The following is a 2093-nucleotide window of genomic DNA, read 5'->3' as shown; positions in this document are numbered from 1 at the left end:
ACCCCGAACGCCTTCGGCGTTCGACCCTCCCCCTCCAGGGGAGGGTAAGAGCAGACGCCCTGCCCTATCCCCCCGCCTTCCACCTCGCCACCGGCCACACGTCGGGCGATTCGCCGCGATTGTGGGTCCAGGGATCGACCGTGTACTCGGCGCCCGACTTGATCTCGGTGATCACGGCCGTGTAGTGCGGGCCGCCGCCGGTGAGCAGGCGCGAGATCGGCTGGCCGACCTTGTGGTGCTTCATCAGGCCGAGCTCCTGCAGCACGATCAGCAGCGACGTGGTGTTGACGGTCGCGTCGATGCAGTCGAACTGGGTGCGGTCGTTGGCGTGGCCGAGGCCGCCGGCCCGCGCCTTGGCATTGCCAGTGCCGGTGAGCGGCGCGACGCGCTTCTCGAACCACACCTCGGCCTTGGCGAGGGCGGCCCGCTCGGCCGCCGGCGAGGCGCGCCCGGGCGCCATCAGGCTCGCCATGGTCGCGCGATCGCCCGGCCCGAACCCGATCTCGGTGCGGAAGGCACAGCCGAAGCCGTGGCAGAAGATCACCCGCGTGGTGGCCGGCATCGGCAGCGACACTGTCTGCAGGAACGCCGTGGCGCCCGCATCGACCTCGCCGGCCGCCGCCGGCGCCGCCCCGGCCCCGATCCCGAGCAGCAGGCCTCCCAGAACGACCCCGATTCCCCGCATGCCGTCCCCCTCGCGCCGAAGCGGCCAGGATGGCGGAACCGCCCTCCGGGCTCAAGACTTCCCCCCGAACGGCGCGCGAGCGCGGCCCCGACCGTTGCCCGGCCGCATCACCGAACCGCGATTGTTGATCTCGCTCAAGCGGCGGGCCGGCGGGTTTGGTTGGCTCGGCGCGTCGGATCCAACAGCGAAGGAGCGTCGCATGTACCGAATCTACAGCGCGCCGGCCGGCGCCGAGGACATCCCGCCGCTGGAGCGGGACCGCCTCCTCCACAAGGACGTCGCCGACATGGACGAGGCGATCGGCTGGGCCGCCCATATGAGCCGCACCGGCCACGCCGTGCTGCTCATCGAGGGCGACGACGGCACCTCGCTGGGCGCCGGCGAGATCGCCAGCGCGCTGCGCCAGCGCATGAGCTGACGGGCGCGCGCGCTGCGCCCGGCCGCGAGGTCGGGCGCAGTGCCGATTGCGCCGCCGCCGTCCGGATGGCATGGCTCCCGCCGGAGCATCGGCAGCGGACGGCAGCGACGCATGCGCATCGGCATCGATCTCGGCGGCACCAAGGTCGAGGGCATCGCGCTCGACCGTGACGGCGCCGAGCTGTGGCGACGGCGCGTCGCCACGCCGGCCGGCGACTATGGCGGCACGCTGTCCGCCATCGCCGATCTGGTCGCGGCCGCGGAAGCAGCGCTCGGCCGGCGCGGCAGCGTCGGGGTGGCGACGCCCGGCGCGATCTCGCCGTCGACCGGGCTGCTGAAGAACTCCAACAGTGTCGTGCTCAACGAAAGGCCGCTGGACCGCGATCTCGCCCAAAAGCTCGGGCGCGCGGTGCGATTGGAAAACGACGCCAACTGCTTCGCCGTGTCGGAGGCGGCGGACGGGGCCGCGGCCGGCGCCGGCGTGGTGTTCGGCGTCATCCTCGGCACCGGCGTGGGTGGCGGCCTGGTGGTCGACGGCCGCGTCGTCGCGGGGAAAAACCGCATCGCCGGCGAATGGGGCCACGCGCCCCTGCCCTGGCCGCGCGACGACGAGCGCCCCGGCCCGCTGTGCTATTGCGGCCGCCACGGCTGCGTCGAGACCTTCCTGTCCGGCCCCGGCTTCTCGCGCGACTTTTCGCGGGCGACGGGACGCGAGGCGGCGCCGCGCGACATCGTCGCGGCCGCAGCGGCCGGCGACGCGGCGGCCGTCGGCGCCTTCGACACCTATCTGGACCGGCTCGCCCGCGGGCTCGCCATGGTGGTCGACATCGTCGATCCCGACGTGATCGTGCTGGGCGGCGGCCTGTCCAACATCGACGCGCTCTATGCGCGGCTGCCGCCGCTGGTCGAGCGCCACGCCTTCACGGACCGGCTCGACACCGCGATCGTGAAGAACGCCCACGGCGACTCCAGCGGCGTCCGCGGCGCCGCC

3 protein-coding genes are annotated in these 2093 nt (G+C 73.5%); 2 read left to right on the top strand and 1 reads right to left on the bottom strand.

The window, feature by feature from the left end:
- Window positions 1-64 precede the first annotated feature (64 nt).
- Entirely contained in the window at window positions 65-685 is a 621-nt protein-coding gene (locus CH341_RS26225) for a hypothetical protein (RefSeq protein ID WP_111421910.1), read from the bottom strand.
- 199 nt (window positions 686-884) lie between these two features.
- On the opposite strand from CH341_RS26225, the gene CH341_RS26220 reads away from it, so the two are divergent.
- A complete protein-coding gene (locus CH341_RS26220) occupies window positions 885-1103 on the top strand; it encodes a hypothetical protein (RefSeq protein ID WP_111421909.1) in 219 nt (72 codons plus the stop codon).
- A 111-nt stretch (window positions 1104-1214) separates the two neighbouring features.
- Window positions 1215-2093: ROK family protein (locus tag CH341_RS26215; protein ID WP_111421908.1), on the top strand; the 879-nt coding region annotated here is incomplete at its 3' end.

Origin of the sequence: Rhodoplanes roseus, from assembly GCF_003258865.1 — a bacterium.
Lineage (GTDB): Bacteria > Pseudomonadota > Alphaproteobacteria > Rhizobiales > Xanthobacteraceae > Rhodoplanes > Rhodoplanes roseus.
This window is presented reverse-complemented; position numbering and strand designations above follow the sequence as displayed.

What these genes read in the sequence shown, in the direction of transcription:
- CH341_RS26225 (WP_111421910.1), bottom strand. Translation starts at nt 685, where the DNA reads ATGCGGGGAATCGGGGTCGTTCTGGGAGGCCTGCTGCTCGGGATCGGG.
- CH341_RS26220 (WP_111421909.1), top strand. Translation starts at nt 885, where the DNA reads ATGTACCGAATCTACAGCGCGCCGGCCGGCGCCGAGGACATCCCGCCG.